The sequence below is a fragment of the Endozoicomonas sp. genome, assembly GCF_031844845.1.
GTDB lineage: Bacteria > Pseudomonadota > Gammaproteobacteria > Pseudomonadales > Endozoicomonadaceae > Endozoicomonas.
Genome location: NZ_JAVRMB020000072.1, coordinates 1 through 16761, shown reverse-complemented (window position 1 = coordinate 16761; position 16761 = coordinate 1). Strand labels below are relative to the sequence as shown.

12 protein-coding genes are annotated in these 16761 nt (G+C 49.0%); 4 read left to right on the top strand and 8 right to left on the bottom strand.

Translation table 11 applies throughout. The annotated features are described in order from the left end of the window. The 6 genes from RM811_RS03385 to RM811_RS03360 form a co-directional block, all read right to left on the bottom strand. On the bottom strand, positions 1-1209 hold a 1209-nt coding region (locus RM811_RS03385), incomplete at its 3' end, for an HlyD family type I secretion periplasmic adaptor subunit (protein WP_402520763.1). Between the two features lie 21 nt (positions 1210-1230). Beyond that, positions 1231-3399, bottom strand: a complete 2169-nt coding sequence (locus tag RM811_RS03380) for a type I secretion system permease/ATPase (RefSeq protein WP_402520761.1) — start codon at positions 3397-3399, stop codon at positions 1231-1233. A gap of 246 nt (positions 3400-3645) precedes the next feature. Further along, positions 3646-4380, bottom strand: a complete 735-nt coding sequence (gene phoU / locus RM811_RS03375) for a phosphate signaling complex protein PhoU (RefSeq protein ID WP_402520759.1) — start codon at positions 4378-4380, stop codon at positions 3646-3648. A gap of 9 nt (positions 4381-4389) precedes the next feature. Continuing rightward, the gene (gene pstB / locus RM811_RS03370; RefSeq protein WP_402520765.1) at positions 4390-5253 is read right to left on the bottom strand and encodes a phosphate ABC transporter ATP-binding protein PstB; all 864 of its coding nucleotides are present in this window, start codon (positions 5251-5253) and stop codon (positions 4390-4392) included. A 20-nt stretch (positions 5254-5273) separates the two neighbouring features. Then, positions 5274-6962 carry a phosphate ABC transporter permease PstA gene (pstA, locus tag RM811_RS03365; RefSeq protein WP_402520757.1) on the bottom strand — a complete coding sequence of 563 codons (1689 nt, stop codon included), beginning with the start codon at positions 6960-6962 and terminating at the stop codon, positions 5274-5276. 15 nt (positions 6963-6977) lie between these two features. Then, positions 6978-9278: an ABC transporter permease subunit gene (locus RM811_RS03360; protein WP_402520755.1), complete on the bottom strand. Its 2301-nt coding sequence runs from the start codon at positions 9276-9278 to the stop codon at positions 6978-6980. 526 nt (positions 9279-9804) lie between these two features. Between RM811_RS03360 and RM811_RS03355 the strand changes: the two genes are divergently transcribed. Further along, positions 9805-11124, top strand: coding sequence for a Na+/H+ antiporter family protein (locus tag RM811_RS03355; protein ID WP_402520753.1), 1320 nt, complete (start codon positions 9805-9807; stop codon positions 11122-11124). 47 nt (positions 11125-11171) lie between these two features. Here the strand turns inward: RM811_RS03355 and RM811_RS03350 are convergent, their stop codons facing one another. Further along, positions 11172-12197, bottom strand: coding sequence for a PstS family phosphate ABC transporter substrate-binding protein (locus RM811_RS03350; RefSeq protein WP_402520751.1), 1026 nt, complete (start codon positions 12195-12197; stop codon positions 11172-11174). A 375-nt stretch (positions 12198-12572) separates the two neighbouring features. On the opposite strand from RM811_RS03350, the gene RM811_RS03345 reads away from it, so the two are divergent. Together RM811_RS03345 and RM811_RS03340 are read left to right on the top strand one after the other, a co-directional pair. Beyond that, on the top strand, positions 12573-13115 hold the full coding sequence (locus RM811_RS03345) for a TRAP transporter small permease subunit (protein ID WP_402520749.1): 543 nt from the start codon (positions 12573-12575) through the stop codon (positions 13113-13115). Beyond that, positions 13115-14488, top strand: a complete 1374-nt coding sequence (locus RM811_RS03340) for a TRAP transporter large permease subunit (RefSeq protein ID WP_402520747.1) — start codon at positions 13115-13117, stop codon at positions 14486-14488. Before RM811_RS03345 ends, RM811_RS03340 begins: the two co-directional genes overlap by 1 nt. Before the next feature lie 423 nt (positions 14489-14911). Here RM811_RS03340 and RM811_RS03335 read toward each other — a convergent pair whose 3' ends face one another. Continuing rightward, positions 14912-16189 carry an O-acetylhomoserine aminocarboxypropyltransferase/cysteine synthase family protein gene (locus RM811_RS03335; protein WP_402520745.1) on the bottom strand — a complete coding sequence of 426 codons (1278 nt, stop codon included), beginning with the start codon at positions 16187-16189 and terminating at the stop codon, positions 14912-14914. 203 nt (positions 16190-16392) lie between these two features. Between RM811_RS03335 and RM811_RS03330 the strand changes: the two genes are divergently transcribed. After that, on the top strand, positions 16393-16761 hold the full coding sequence (locus tag RM811_RS03330) for a glutaredoxin family protein (RefSeq protein WP_402520743.1): 369 nt from the start codon (positions 16393-16395) through the stop codon (positions 16759-16761).

Genomic DNA, 16761 nt, shown 5'->3' with positions numbered 1-16761 from the left:
TATGGCAAAATCATAAGCAGTCAGTTTGACGATCGCCTTCATGCCTTCACGCAGGAAACCAATGTCCTTGGGCTGTACCTGCGTCTCTATCATTAAATTGTCCTCCAGGGGGACAATTTCCATCAGGCTCATGCCCGGCTGCACAACTCCCCCCACCGTGGTGACATGGATTTTTTTAACAATACCATCCATGGGCGAGCGGACTAATGTGCGATCCACCTGATCTTCCATAGCACTATTGGATTCGTTTAACTGGTCAAGATGAACCTCAGTCTTTTTCAGTTCCTGTACCACGTCTGCACGAAATTGCTGCCTGACCTCTACTTTTCTCGCCAATGCCTCCTTATAGCCCGCCTGAAGCTTTGGAATGCTCAGCTCGGTTCTTCGTTTGTCAGCCTCAAGATCATTAACCCTTTGCTTCAGTTGTAACAACTCCACTTTTGAGACAACGCCCTGTTCTGCAAGAGGAACCGTTAGCTCCAGCTCATCGTTACCCAGTTCATAACTGGTGGTTAGAAATTCCCATTGAACTTTCGCTGACGTCAGCTCATGTTTTGCCTGGAGCGCCTGCTCATTAGCAACATTCAACTCTGCCTTAAGCTGGTCTGCCCGCTGCCGGTAGACATCTTTCTCGCGGTCAACGTAATCGGAGTAATCACCGAGTGCTTCCGGAAATTCCAACGGCTCACCCGACAGTTCAGCCTTCAACCTGGCGGCTTTAGCCATCTGACTGTAGTACTCAATGGCACTTTCCCGAAAGTTGGATGAGAACTGGGTATCATCCAATTGCGCGAGGGGTTGTCCGGCAGCCACCTGCTGGCCTTCTGCAACAAACAGCTTCTCGAGAATCCCCCCTTCCAGGTTTTGCACCAGCTGCAAACGGGATGAGGGAATGACAATGCCCATACCCCGGGTAATTTCATCCAGCCGGGCAAAACTGGCCCAGGTAATGGCTGAGACAAGGGCCAGCAACATGGTATAAATGAGCAGCCGCCCACCTCTGGGGGTTTTCATCAGCATGGCTGCATTGGCATCAGAGATGTACTCCATATCCTCTTCGTGGATATTCTCTGCCCCTCCTTCCATCGCCATGCCCTGGCTCTCAGGCTGGCTATCGACCGGGTTCTCGTTATTATCTGAAGGCTGACCCTGCTGACTCATTAACTCATCCTCTGAGCTATTGTGCTTTCCATCGCTATTGGCGCTCATATTCACAACCTGTTTAATAATTTAGTCAATTTTTAACTTGCCCTGCTTCAACGCCGCATGCACCTGATCCTTCGGCCCATCAGCCACCACGCGGCCACTGTCGAGCACAATCAACCGATCCACCAGATCCAGCATGGAAGCCTTATGGGTAACCAGCACCAGTGTTTTGTCCTGACACCGTTCTTTTAGCTGCTTCTTCAACCGTAACTCCGTGGTGTTATCCATGGAGCTGGATGGCTCATCCATAAGAAGAATGGGGGGATTCATCAGTAACGCTCGTGCCAGAGCAATGCTCTGCCGCTGACCGCCGGAAAGGTTCTGCCCACGCTCACCCACGATCATATCCAGACCATTGGGGTGCTTATTAGCAAACTCGGTGACACCGGCAATCTCGGCAGCCTCCAATAACTGGCTGTCTTCAACGTGGTTGGCACCCAGTGTGATGTTGTCTTTAATCGAACCGTAAAAGAGGTTTATATCCTGACTGACACAACCAATGCTTGACCGTAAATCGGTTGGGTTGATCTGGCGAAGATCAATCCCGTCAACGCGCACGGCACCTTCATCGGGCTCATATAAGCCAAGAATCAGCTTTTCAATGGTGGTTTTGCCGGAGCCAATACGGCCAATAATGCCGACTTTTTCACCCGCTTTTATTTTGAGAGAAACATTACGAAGCGCCTGAATTTCCTGATCGGGGTAGGCAAAGTTAACGCCATCAAACTCAATGTTACCCTGCAAATCCGGACGATTGACATAATCCCGGTCTTCATGACGCTCAACCGGCATGTCCATAATCTGATTCAGACCATCCAACGCCGCTTTTGACTGGTTGTAACGGGTAGACAGTCCGGCAATCTGAGCCATCGGTGCAAGGCATCGGCCAGAGAGCATCACTGAAGCAATCAGCCCGCCCATGCTCAAGTCACCGTCAGTAATCAGGTAAACGCCCATAATGATCATGCCAATATTGGCGATCTGTTGCGTGTAAGCACTGAAGTTGGTGGCGGAAGTGGTCAACAGCTTGGTTTTAATACCCCAGGTAGCAATATGGCTGACCGATTTTTCCCATTTATACTGAATGTCACTTTCAGCCTGGGTTATCTTGATCGCTTCCATCCCGGACAAACTCTCAATCAGAGTGGCATTCTTTTGCGCGCTGGATCTGAGGGTCTTTTCAACAGAGCTGCGTAAAGGCCCCTGAATCGCAAAACTGTAAAGACCAATAATCACCATCGCTGCCAGAGGAACAATGGCCAGAGGGCCGCCCAGGGTGAAAATAACAAAAAGAATGATCATCGTGAACGGTAAATCAACCAGGGCCGTCACGGTTGATGAGGTAATAAATTCCCGAATACTCTCAAAATCCTGAAGGTTCTTGGCAAAGGAGCCAACCGATGCTGGCCTGGCCTTCATACTCAACCCAAGCACCTGTTCCATTATTCGGGATGACAATAAAATGTCGGATTTTTTGCCCGCCAGGTCAATGAAATAACTGCGCACCGTTTTCATGACAAAATCAAAGCTGAAAACAATAAACGCACCAATGGCTAACACCCAAAGTGTATCAAAAGCCTGGTTTGGCACGACACGATCATAAACATTCATTACAAACAGCGGACTGGCTACCACAAAAATATTAATCAACAGGGAAGCCAGCAATACATCACGGTAGATTCTCCAGGAGCCGAGAATCGTCCCCCAGAACCAGTGACGGGATTTAAGATTTAATTTCTCCGGTGTTCGCTGGTCATACCGGTGTTTTTCACGAATATAAATAACATAACCGCTAAAGTACTCTTCAAGCTGCTCAAGCGTGATTTTTTTAACGCCCTCGCTGGTTTCCGGCATAATGATTTGAGCGATACCTTCGTCATGATCCATTTCAATCAGAATGCAGGCTCGTTTTTGATTTAGTAATAAAACAACCGGAACCACCAGAGAAGATATATCGGACAATTTTCTTTTGTGAACTTTACAGACCAACCCCGCTTTTTCCGAAGCCCTGATAAAGACTTCCGTGGTAAATCGGCCATTCTCAAGGGGCATTCCGGCTTTCAGTGATTCCCGGGAGTATGGGTTGCCATAGTGTCTTGTTAACAGGGCAAGGCATTCAAGCAGAGCATCTCCGCTTTCGGGTTGTTCATTGGGAACATCCCAGTTCTCATCCATAGTACTGGAGTAATTCATAGCTACCTGCTGATTATTTCATCCGTGTTTTTATACGAGATCGTTTCAGCAACAAACAGCCTGGTTGCATGAAGGGTATTAATTTATAGAGTAGCGCAGATTTATGATTAATTGATTGACTATCGAAGATCGAATCGAATAAAAACAAATTAGATATTTAATCAGAAAACAGAATTTAACTTTCTGGTGGGAAAATAACTCCCCCACCAGAATTAAAAATACAATATTTACCCCTTTAAATAGGAATCAATCTTTTACAGGAGTATCAAATACTTCTTCCTGCATCCTCTTCAAACCAATATGGCGGACATCGGTACCCTTAACAAGGTAAATAACATATTCCGCAATATTTCTGGCATGATCGCCAATACGTTCCAATGAACGCAGCACCCACATAATATTCAAAACCCGGGTGATTGAGCGGGGATCCTCCATCATGTAAGTCACCAGCTCACGGGTCGCACTTTCGTACTCCCGATCCACCGCTTTATCTTCCTTGGCGACCGCCAGCGCTTTCTCAGCATCAAATCGGGCAAAGGCATCAAGGGCATCCCGGGTCATCTGACTGACATGACTGCCAATATGACGGGTTTCTATATACCCCTTGGGAGCCTCACCCTGCTCTGACAATTTAATGGCGAACCGGGCAATTTTAGCCGCTTCATCACCAATACGCTCAAGGTCAGTGGCCACTTTGGTGCAAGCCAGAACCAGCCTCAAATCACTGGCTGCAGGCTGTCGGCGAGCCAGAATTCTTGAGCACTCCTGATCAATGGAGATTTCCATAAAATTCACATCGTGGTCTTTTTCACAGACAACCATGGCCAGATCACTGTCAGCGTTGATCAGTGCCTCAATAGCATCACTGACCTGCTTCTCAACCATTCCGCCCATGGCCAGCAAATTATTCCGCAGCTCTTCCAGTTCATTATTGAATTGCTGGGAAATATGATGGGTCAGCAAATCGCTTTGGTTTGGCATGGATCATCCTCAGCCGTAACGTCCGGTAATATAATCTTCAGTCTGTTTCTTGCGGGGATTGGTGAACAACGTATCGGTATCGCCGTATTCAACCATCTGCCCCATATACATAAATGCGGTGTAATCGGAAACCCGGGCAGCCTGCTGCATATTATGGGTGACAATGACAATAGTGAACCTGGACTTCAACTCATTGATCAGCTCTTCGATCTTCAAGGTTGAAATGGGGTCAAGTGCCGATGCCGGTTCGTCCAGCAGCAATACTTCCGGCTCTACCGCAATGGTTCGGGCAATCACCAGACGCTGTTGCTGACCACCCGACAAACCCAGGGCACTTTCATGCAGCCGGTCTTTTACTTCATTCCACAGTGCAGCAGCTCTCAGGGCCCACTCTACAACCTCATCCAGAATCCGCTTTTTATTGATGCCCTGTATTCGCAGGCCGTAAGCAACATTCTCATAAATACTTTTGGGGAATGGATTCGGTTTCTGAAACACCATCCCTACCCGGCGGCGAAGATCAGCCACATTGACTGATTTTTCGTAAATATTGAGCTTGTTACCAGAAGGGTCATCCAGCAGAATTTTGCCATTCACCCGACAGCCATCCACCAGGTCATTCATCCGGTTCATGCTGCGCAGCAGTGTGGATTTACCACATCCAGACGGCCCTATAAAAGCGGTGACACGCTTCTGGGGAATCTTCATGGAAATATCAAACAGCGCCTGCTTGTCATCATAGAAAAGGTTCAGGCCAGACATTTCCATGCTGGTCTGTTCCTGCTCCAGATTCAATACGGCGCGGTTACGTCCCAGAGACTCAGGATTGAATGCTCTGGAAATGGGGGTTTTAACTGTCAGTGCCTCACTCAGCGTCTCTTCAAACATGGCACTCAATCCTCAAGGCTCTTGTATTTTTCTCGTAAACGATTGCGAATGGCAACGGCAGAGAGATTCAGCACAGCAATAACAATCACCAGCAGCAACGCTGTGGCATAAACCAGGGGCCTTGCTGCTTCGACATTGGGGCTTTGGAAACCCACATCAAAAATATGAAAGCCCAAATGCATAAACTTCTGGTCAAGGTGCAGGTATGGGTAGTTGCCATCCAGCGGCAAGCTGGGCGCCAGTTTAACGACACCCACCAGCATCAGGGGAGCAACTTCACCCGCCGCTCGTGCAACCGCCAGAATCAAACCGGTCATCATTGCCGGGCTGGCCATAGGTAACACCACCCGCCACAGCGTTTCTGCTTTGGTTGCGCCAAGCGCCAGACTGCCCTCCCGTACTGAACGGGGAACTCGAGACAAGCCTTCCTCCGTCGCCACAATAACCACCGGCAATGTTAACAGCGCCAGAGTAATAGAAGCCCAGAGCAGGCCGGGTGTACCGAATGTGGGGGATGGCAACGCTTCAGGGAAAAATAACTGGTCGATTTGAGCACCGGCAAAATAGATGAAAAAGCCAAGACCGAAGACGCCATAAACAATCGACGGGACACCGGCCAGATTATTCACCGCTATCCGGATAGCCCGTGTCACCCAGCCCTGACTGGCGTATTCCCGGAGATAAACAGCAGCAATCACACCAAAAGGAGTCACCATAATGGACATCAGAATAACCATCATCACCGTGCCAAAAATCGCCGGAAAAACACCCCCTTCCGTGTTGGCCTCACGAGGATCATCCAGGATAAACTCACCCACCTTGTCAACGTAAAATCCAACCTTCTCTGCCAATGACAGGGTATTAGGCTGATAAACACGGACGACCTTACTGATAGGCTGTTCCAGCATTTTCCCATCAATGGTTCTGGCAACAAAACTGTCCCGATGAAAAGCACGGTAAAGATCACCCAGCTGCGATTCCAGCTTCTGATACGCCAGGTTCAGCAACTTTCGCTCAGCCTGAATCTCTGTCTGACCAACCGGATCAATGTTGCCACTCATTTCCAGCCGACGTTCAGCCAGCCGTAGCTGTTCCATTGCGGCATTAACCGAGCCAATATCGTATTTCTCTATCTGGTAGATGGCGTCATAAATGTCCAGAGCCCGGGCCAGACGCTTGTTAAACACCCTGTAGACCGATTCACCACTGGCAATAGTGGCTCCGTCTTCCTGAACGGACTCAAGGAATCCATAGAAGTTGCCCCACTCACGGCGCTCAAGCACTATGAGCTCTTTGGGATAACGGCGATTGCTCAACCACTCATCCACGATCCAGACAAAATCAACGCCACTGAGATCCCGGTTGCCCTGCTTTATCAGGTCACGGGTATACCATTCACGATCACCGGAGATCTCAAGGCCTGCTGCTGCAAGACGGGTTGCCGGCACTTCCTCACTGTCGGTAATTTCACCGGCAATGGTTCTGATGGTCTGCCCCGGTGGCTGATACTCCGCCACCATTACCTGCCCGGGCCAGAAATGACCCAGCCCACGAACAGCAATCAGCCCCAACAACCCAATAACCATAATCAGGCTGATGGCCACAGCACCGGCATTAAGCCAGACCCAGGGAGAACCACTTTTAATCCATGCTCCAACAGAGCGCTTTCTGGAATCTTGAAGGGTTTTATTCATGGTAATTTCTTTCCCTTACAAGGAGCTGTATTTCTTACGGAGCCGATGGCGAACAATCTCCGCTGCCGTGTTCACCACAAAGGTAAACAGGAACAACACCAGCGCCGCCAGAAAGAGGACCCGATAATGACTGCTACCCACCTCTGTCTCAGGCATTTCAACAGCAATATTGGCTGCCAGTGTCCGCATCCCTTCGAAAATATTGGCATCCATAATGGGCGTATTCCCCGTCGCCATCAGGACAATCATGGTTTCACCCACAGCCCGTCCCATACCAATCATCAGTGCCGAGAAAATACCCGGGCTGGCCGTCAGCAGTACTACCCGGGTAAGGGTCTGCCATGGGGTTGCTCCCAAAGCCAGAGACCCATAGGTCAGATGCCTCGGCACACTGAAAATAGCGTCTTCGGCAATGGAAAAAATGGTTGGGATCACGGCAAAGCCCATGGCCAGCCCCACCACCAGCGCATTACGCTGGTCATAAGGAATACCCAGCTCCGACGTCAGCCAGGCGCTCATATCGCCACCAAAAAACCAAAGCTCCAGACTGGAACCGAGTAACATGGCAAGGGCACCACTGACCAGTACCACAGGTACCAGCAACCCGGCCTGCAGGCCATCAGGAACCCGATGACGAATACGGGAAGGCAGACTATCCCAGCCAAACGCAAAAAGCAGAATGCCCACAGGGATAAACAGCAGCAGCGCAAAAATACCCGCCAGCTGATTCTCAATCAGGGGAGCCAGCCAGAGACCGGCGAGGAAACCCAGAATGACGGTTGGCAGCGCTTCCATCAATTCAATAACGGGCTTTACCTTCCTGCGCATGGCCGGTGCCATAAAGTAAGCGGTATAAATGGCCGCACAAATAGCCAGAGGCGCAGCCAGCAGCATGGCATAAAAAGCCGCTTTGAGCGTGCCAAAGGAGAGCGGCATTAAACTCAGCTTGGGCTCAAAATCATTATTGGAGGCTGAGGACTGCCATACATAATCGGGCTGGCTGTAAGACTCATACCAGACCTTTCCCCAAAGGGCAGACCAGGAAATCTCCGGATGCTCATTAGCAATATTGAGAAAACGGGTTTCTCCCCCGCTTTCCAGAATCAGATAATTTCCCCTGGGGGCTATCGCCATCTGATCAATCCGGCCATCAGAAAGAGGCTCCACCAGCAGGGAACGATTGGCTGTGGTGTAAAACAGTCCAACCTGACCATTAACATCTGAGGCCAGGAACCCCTTGCGACGATGCTCCGGAACAATCGTATCAACAGGGTCATTCCCAATACTGAAGGAGCGGATATTCTTCAGATTCAGGTTGTCGTTCTCACGAACCATAAACCATTGGGCAATGGTTCCTTTCGAGTCACCCACCAGCAGGGAAACACCACCCAAAAGAAACTGCAGGTCAGTTACCTCAGTACCGGGAGTCGTCAAGTCAACCGTCTCATGAATAAATGGACGATCAATATCACGGATATCAATAACCGTCAGCTGGCTGTTACCACTGAGGACATAGAGCCAGGACTGCTCCGGATCAATAAGCAGCCTGCGAACATTCAACTCACTATCAGCAGAAAGCTCGCTGATAACCGGCAGCCTGACCGACTGCTGCTCAATGGTGACGGATTCCGTAAGAAAATCCTCTTCCTTATTGAAAGCATTCATCACCAGCTGGTTATTGATACTGGCAACCACCAGCAGTTTTTCTTCACCATCACTGATCGCCAGCCGGGAGACCGGGGCTGATACACTGCTAAATGCAACAGGCTGATTGTCATAAGGATAACTGATCTCCGGCGTAATCTTCCGCCGGTCATCAGGCCAGGTGATTTTATAATCCTGCTTGAAAACAATAATCTCACCATTGGTCAGACCTGCCGCCATCAGACCGGAGTCGGCAGCATCGTTAACCACCTGAACGACTTCACTGCCTGCAGGTACCGGTAATGACTCATTCTTCAGCCACTCCCCGGATTGTGTAGCAAAAAAACGCAGGCTCCCTGAAGCGTCTGCCTTCATGGCTATTTCGGCCTGCTCTTCTACAGACAGGAACAACGGTGTGTTGTTCTCGTTAGCCGAGACAATCGAGGTCGAATACGAGGAGACCGGCGTTATTTCAGCGCTTTTAAAAAGCGGCAATACTTCATAAAGCAGGTAAAAGAAAATCAGCAGGATCGCTAAAATCACACCAAGCCCACCGGAAGCAACTCCCCAGCGGGCCATACGATCTTTTAAAAAACGCAGGGAACGATATTTTTTTAATGCCGGCGTATTGAAATCAATACCCGGGCTGTTATCTATCGATTTTTGATACATAGCGCAAGCCGGATTAAATCATGGAAATAACATATAAGATCAATATGACAGTAAGATGACATGGGAAAAAATCATTGCCTGAGTAGACAGATCATTGTAATTTAACTTGTGCTACGGACTGTGGTGAGTACAAAATTCAGTACTCGCAGATCCTGTTGTAAGAGCATAATGATCAGAGACAATAATGATGCTACTCAGAAAAATTATATCACCGCAAAATACTGATGCCCGAACAGAACCGCGCAACTCTGCCCTTTCTACCATCCCGTCTCTGCATTCCCATCGACACCACCATTGATCTAAACAGCGCCGGAACAATAGACGACCATAACTGAACATATTTATTTTTGTCGCCAGAGCTTCTAGCCTCAAGATGGATATAATATTATTTCTACTTGGAATAAATGCTCTTAAGGCAATACTAATCGCCGGATGCGAGTGCGCTCAATGAGTTCTGACAGTTAAGCTGTGGATTGAAGCATCGTAAACCACTGTTAATGAAAAAGAGCAACAAAACTGGATTTTTATGAACGCTGTCATTTTGGCTGTTGCCATCATGCTGACCTTGAGTGTCTTGCGTGTAAATGTTGTACTCGCGCTTTTTCTCGGTGCGATTGGTGGTGGACTTGCGGGTGGGCTGGGCTTTGAAACAACACTCGCTGCTTTTACCGAAGGATTGGGGGGCGGTGCCACCATCGCCATCAGTTACGCTATGCTGGGTGCCTTTGCCATGGCCATATCAGCATCCGGAATTCCCCAGTGGCTGGCAGACCGTATTATTCAGCGGGTAGCCAGAACCCACAAAACAGCGGGTATCCGGATTTCCATTCTGGGAAGTCTTTTGCTGATGGCATTTGCTTCTCAAAACCTGGTGCCGGTACACATTGCTTTTATACCCATTCTTATCCCCCCCCTTCTGGGTGTATTCAGTTTCCTGCAACTTGATCGCCGGGCTGTAGCGAGCACTCTGTCATTTGGTTTGATCGCAACTTATCTGCTTGTGCCTATTGGCTTCGGTAATATCTACCTGACCCAGATTCTGGCCGGAAATCTCATCGAGAATGGCTTGAACATTGATCCTGACCTGATGCCATTGGCCATGGCATTGCCAGTGTTCGGTATGTTTTTGGGCCTTTTGGTGGCTGTTTTCTGGACTTACCGGAAACCCCGTCACTACCACATTGAAGAGAGTGCCCTGGAAACCGCTGGAGAGAACCAGCAATCCATGAAACCCAAAGCCGTATTGATAACACTGGTCTCTATTGCTATCGCGCTGGGTGTTCAGCTTTTCACTGACTCCATGGCCCTGGGTGCAGCAACCGGCTTCATGATGATGATGCTGGGCGGTATTGTGCACTGGCGGGAAGCAGATGATGTTTTTGCCCAGGGTGTAAGAATGATGGCACTTTGTGGCTTCATCATGATCTCTGCATCCGGCTTTGCAGAAGTACTCAGGGCAACCGGAGACATCCCGGCCCTGGTCTCCATGGTTGAGGAATTGGTTTTTGGCAGCAAGCCCCTGGCAGCATTGCTGATGCTGTTCGTTGGATTGTTGATCACTATGGGCATCGGCTCTTCATTCTCGACGATTCCCATTATTGCTACGCTCTTTGTCCCATTAGCACTGGCTCTCGGCTTTTCACCTCTGGCAACCGCCGCTATCGTTGGCGCATCCGGTGCGCTTGGCGATGCAGGCTCTCCAGCCTCCGACTCCACCATTGGCCCTACTGCGGGACTTAATGTAGACGGCCAGCACGACCATATTCGTGACACCGTGATTCCCACCTTCTTACACTTCAATTTCCCCATGATCCTGTTTGCCTGGATCGCGGCGATGATTCTGTAACCAAAAAAAGGGCTGATAAATCAGCCCTTTTTTTATTCACGAAAATACTACTTACTGGCGACTGTCGTATTATCAAGCCCCAGTTGAGCCAGATACTTGTCAACAACCTTGCCCGGCAGTGGAATATAACCATCCTTAACCACAACTTCCTGTCCCTGTCTGGAAAGAACCAGCTTAACGAACTCACGCTCAAGTGGAGACAGTGGCTTATTTGGCTGCTTGTTCACATAGACATAGAGGAAGCGAGACATAGGGTAACTGCCATCAACCGCATTCAGAGGAGTCGCCTCAACAAATGCCAGTCCCTCTTTCCTGGCAAGGGCAACTGTTCTTACACTGGAGGTTTTATAACCAATACCAGAATATCCAATGCCATTCAGGGAGGCAGAAACAGACTGTACGACAGAAGCTGAACCTGGTTGCTCGTTCACAGTGTTCTTGAAATCACCCTTGCACAATGCTTTTTTCTTGAAGTAACCATAAGTTCCGGACACAGAATTACGGCCATAAAGCTGCACTGAGCGATTTTTCCAGGAGCCTTCAAGACCCACATCACCCCAGGTCTTCACCGCCTTGTCTCCACCACACTTGCGCGTGGATGAGAATATGGCATCCACTTCAGCCATGGTCAGACCTTTAATAGGGTTGTCTTTATTAACAAACACAGCCAGCGCATCAATAGCCACCGGAATAGCCGTTGGCTTGTAGCCATGTTTCTTCTCAAATGCTTCCAGCTCTTTGTCCTTCATCTTCCGGCTCATTGGGCCAAAATCAGACGTACTTTCCGCCAGGGCAGGCGGTGCGGTAGAAGAACCTGCAGCCTGAATCTGAACATTAACGTTAGGGTAGATACGCTTAAAGTCTTCTGCCCACAGGGTCATCAGATTAGCCAGAGTGTCTGAGCCAACGCTGGACAGGTTGCCGGAAACACCACTGGACTTCTGATACGTTGGCAGAGAGGAATCCAACTGGCTGGCCATTGCACTACCAGCACCAGCAGCAGCAGTAAAAGCTGCGGTAGCAGATACTGCCAGCACTAATTTAAAAGCAGTCATGAGTTTTGTTATTTTCATATTTTTCTCTCCAGGCAATGCACGCCTTTTTTAATTTGCAGCTCTCGGCTATCAATGATTGATTAGAGGCGTGAGCCTCCTTACTTAACGTCTGGAATCTCAATATAGAGCCTGAATATGACAATTCTATGAATGCAGAATAATTTCTTAGCAAGCTCTCATACTGTCATAATCCAAATTGATCCTCAGCCTCTGGCAAGCCTATAATGACATCGCTCAAAGTCTGCTGATGACCACCGCCACCAAACCTTTACCTTACTAATCCAGCATTCAAAAAAGTATGAGTCAGAAGCAGCGTTAAGCAGATAGAAAGCCAATAAAAACGATAATAACAAGCAGCCAGTGCCCTTATTCTGGCTGCCAGGGGAAGACAGTATGAATCCCGCATGGAAGCGTATCGCAGCAGCAGTCACTGCCATTGACCATTTCACAGAACGAACAGGAAGATTGATCAGCTGGCTGACGCTATTACTGGTTTTCGTCGTCTGCTCCGTTGTCGTACTTCGATATCTGTTAAACATTGGCTCCATTGCCATGCAGGAATCGGCCATGTACCTGCATGCCATGGTCTTTCTGGGCGCCACTGCCTACACACTGAAACATAATGGCCATGTCAGGGTTGATGTTTTTTATCGGACTATGAGCCCCCGGCGACAAGCGCTGGTTAACAGCCTCGGCACCCTTTTTATGCTCATCCCTGTCTGCCTGTTTATCGGATTCATGAGCTGGGAGTACGTTACCCGCTCCTGGCAGATTCTGGAGCAATCTGCGAACCCCGGCGGCTTGCCTTTTATCTATCTGTTAAAAAGTCTTCTGCTGGTGATGGTGTGCACCCTCCTGTTACAGGGCCTGGCTGAATTACTTCGCTCACTGATGATTCTGGCAGGCATCGAGAACCGTCAGGAGGTCAGTGCATAATGGACATGATTCCTTTTCTGATGTTCGCGACGGTCTGTGTTGTATTGCTGGCCGGTTATCCTGTGGCTTTTTCTCTGGCTGGCACAGCCCTGTTGTTTGCTGGTGCCGGTTCACTGTTCGGTGCTTTTGATCTTTCCCTGATGTATGCCCTGCCGAGTCGCATGTTTGGCATTATCACCAACCAGACACTGATTGCAGTTCCTTTGTTTGTCTTTATGGGCGTGATGCTGGAAAAATCAAAAGTAGCCGAAAGCCTGCTTGAAAGCATGGCGCAACTGTTTGGCAAAACCCGTGGAGGCCTCGGTTTATCAGTTATTGTCGTCGGTATGTTACTGGCAGCCAGTACTGGAATAGTGGGCGCTACCGTCGTCACTATGGGGCTGCTATCGTTACCAACCATGTTACGTCGTGGCTATTCACCCGCACTGGCGACCGGTGTTATCTGCGCCACAGGCAGCCTGGGCCAGATTATTCCTCCATCAATCGCACTGGTATTACTGGGTGATGTACTTTCCAGTGCTTATCAGCAATCTCAAATCAAGATGGGTATTTTTTCCCCTGATACGGTTTCTGTGGGTGATTTGTTTGTTGGTGCGATTATTCCTGGCTTACTGCTGGTTCTTTCCTATGTCGTCTATCTGCTTATCATCGCTCGTCTGAGACCTGATATTGCCCCTGCACTGACCGATGAAGACCTTCAGGAGATGAGCAATGAGAACCCTCTATGGCTAAACCTTCTACCGCCATTGCTGCTGATTGCTGCAGTACTGGGGTCTATTCTGGTGGGAGCAGCAACACCAACAGAGGCTGCCAGTGTTGGTGCGGTTGGTGCCATTTTTCTGGCCACCCTGCGCAGGCAGCTCTCTATTAAAACCATGGGCGAAGTGGTTAGATCAACGACACAAGTCACCTGCATGGTCTTCCTGATTCTTATTGGTGCGTCAATCTTCTCACTGGTCTTCCGTGGTTTTAATGGGGAAGAGCTTATCCACAGCTACTTTGAAGCCATGCCCGGTGGCGTATTTACCGCGGTACTGATTGTTATGCTGGTGATGTTTCTGCTGGGCTTTATTCTCGACTTTATCGAGATAACCTTCGTAGTGGTGCCTATGGTTGCGCCGGTGCTTCTGGCTATGGGACTCGACCCGGTATGGCTGGGCATTATGATTGCGGTAAACCTGCAGACCTCATTCCTGACACCACCTTTCGGCTTTGCCCTGTTCTATCTCCGTGGTGTTGCACCACCGGAAGTGGCTACATCTGACATATACAAAGGGGTGATTCCTTTCATTATCATCCAGCTGCTGGTGCTATGTGCCCTGGCTCTATGGCCTGAACTGGTAACCTGGTTGCCGGATAAAATTTATGGCTGATTAAATCAACTTTAAACACAAGGGCTGAGCGAAGCTCAACCCTTGTTCGTTATTTTCTCTTTGGTGAAGACTGCCTCTTACCTCTCTTCGCCTTTGTTGCTGCTCCATCCTGTTTCTTCTTGTTCGTCGTGCCAGTGACCTTCTCTCTAAAGCTCTTTATCCATTGTTTTTCTGCATCAGCCCGAAGCGTATGTACTAGCTATGATTGGTTCATCAAACAAAACCAACTGTTCGCTCGGTCAGCTTATACGAAAGCAAACTTCCACCTACTTATGCCTTCCTTTACTACCTGCCTCTCGAATGGCGCTGGTTAGCTGGCTATTCTCCTGAAAGCTAACACGCTGATATTACCTGAGGCCGTTCGTACAAAGCCGAAGGGAGAGGAGAGGAAAGCCAGACAGGAACCTGTCTGGCATAGAGGTGTTAAGCGATACTGGCTTTCAGTGCCTGATCAATATCCGCGATAATATCGTCGATATGTTCAATACCGATAGACAGCCTGACCATATCTTCAGAAACACCTGCTAACTCAAGCTCTTGAGGATTAAGCTGACGGTGGGTAGTCGATGCCGGGTGACAAGCCAGAGACTTGGCATCACCAATATTTACCAGTCGCAGAATCATCTGCAGGGCATCAATGAATCGAGCACCCGCTTCTTTACCACCTTTAATGCCAAAACTTACAATCCCGGAAGCCTTACCACTGGTGATTTTAGCAGCAGTTGCTCGATAGGGGCTGTCATCCAGGGCTGCATAATTCACCCAGCTCACCAGTGGGTGATCCTGCAGAAAAGCGGCTGCCTTTTCAGCATTCTTACAATGCCTTTCCATCCGAAGCGCCAGGGTTTCCAGCCCCTGCATTAACTGAAATGCACTCTGTGCGGCCAGTGCTCCACCGGTATTTCTTAATGGCACCACTCTGGCTCGACCAATGTAGGCGGCCTCTCCCAGTGCTTCGGTATAAACGACACCATGATAGGATGGGTCCGGCTCATTAAGAATGGCAAAGCGCTCTTTATTTCCTGCCCAGTCAAACTTACCACTGTCGATAATGACACCACCCAGCGTTGTACCATGACCACCCACATATTTGGTCAGTGAGTGCACAACAATGTCAGCACCGTGTTCAATTGGACGACACAGTATTGGTGTTGCAACCGTGTTATCGACGATGAGTGGCACACCATGTCTGTGAGCGAGTTCTGCCAGTTTCTGCAGATCAACAATATTTCCTGCAGGATTACCAATGGACTCACAGAAAACCGCACGGGTGTTTTCATCAATCAACGCTTCCATTTCCTCATAATCATCATGGGAAGCAAAGCGTACATTGATACCCTGACGGGGAAAGGTATGGGCAAACAGGTTATAAGTTCCACCGTACAGCTGGCTGGTTGATACAATGTTGCTACCGGCATCAGCAATGGTCTGAATAGCATAAGTAATAGCCATCATGCCAGACGCCACTGTTAATGCGCCAATTCCCCCTTCCAGGGCAGCCAGCCTGGCTTCCAGCACAGCATTGGTTGGATTCATGATCCGCGAGTAAATATTACCCGGGACCTTCAGATCAAAAAGATCAGCACCGTGCTGAGTATCATCAAAGGTGTAAGATACCGTCTGATAAATTGGGGTTGTGGCAGCATGGGTCGTTGGATCACCCTCATAACCTGCATGCAGAGCAATGGTTTCCGGCTTCATGGTGTCTCCTTATGGGCAGTTTTTTATCACTTATTATCCGTGAGGCGTGCACATCATACACTGAGAGTTTCATTCCATAAAAAGCGTTAATGCCATAACATTCACGAAATTGGTTGTGCTTAAATAATGGGTTTACTCTACGCCTGAGAAACTTCAGGCGGGACACCTTATACAATGGACTCTTCCACTGGTTACCACAGACTATGCTATTAAAAATTTTTCGTAATGTGTTGGGCTATGGCATCGCTACCGTAGATGTAATCACACGACCTAAAGCCATTAAGCGATCACCAGAACAACAAGCTGCTGTAGACGCGCAAACAACAACTATGGCCCTGTATCAGTTTATGGCTTGCCCATTCTGTATTAAAACCCGCAGAGCCATTCATAAACTGGGGCTGAATATTCAAACCCGGGATGCCATGAAGGATGGTCAGGATCGCAATGAGTTACAACAGATGGGCGGCAAAGTTAAGGTACCCTGCCTGCGTATTCAGGAAGAGGGAAAGGACGATACCTGGATGTATGAGTCCGGCGATATTATCCAGTATCTGCAACAGCGATTTGGCTGA